This is a genomic window from Gilvimarinus sp. 1_MG-2023, from assembly GCF_030548285.1.
In genome coordinates this window covers 1-274 of record NZ_JAUOSC010000969.1, presented here as the reverse complement: position 1 = coordinate 274, position 274 = coordinate 1, and the positions used below count along the sequence as shown (strand labels likewise).

The window sequence follows — 274 nt, the reverse complement described above, 5'->3', positions numbered from 1 at the left end:
AGGCAAGGTAGTACTGGCCGACATCAATTCCTCCATGCTGAATGTCGGCCGCGACCGTCTGACCGACCAGGGTTACGTTGGCAATATCGAGTACGTCCAGGCCAATGCCGAATGCCTGCCATTCGAAGACAACAGTTTTGATGTGGTGACGATTGCCTTTGGCTTGCGGAATGTCACCGACAAGGATGGCGCACTGGCGTCCATCACCCGGGTACTCAAGCCCGGCGGTCGCCTGCTGGTGCTGGAGTTTTCCAAGCCCACCAACCCCTTGATG

Annotated in this window: 1 protein-coding gene; it reads left to right on the top strand. The window is 57.3% G+C overall.

Annotation, left to right across the window (positions count from 1 at the left end):
- On the top strand, positions 1-274 hold a 274-nt coding region (locus Q4563_RS19760), incomplete at both ends, for a class I SAM-dependent methyltransferase (protein ID WP_303605730.1).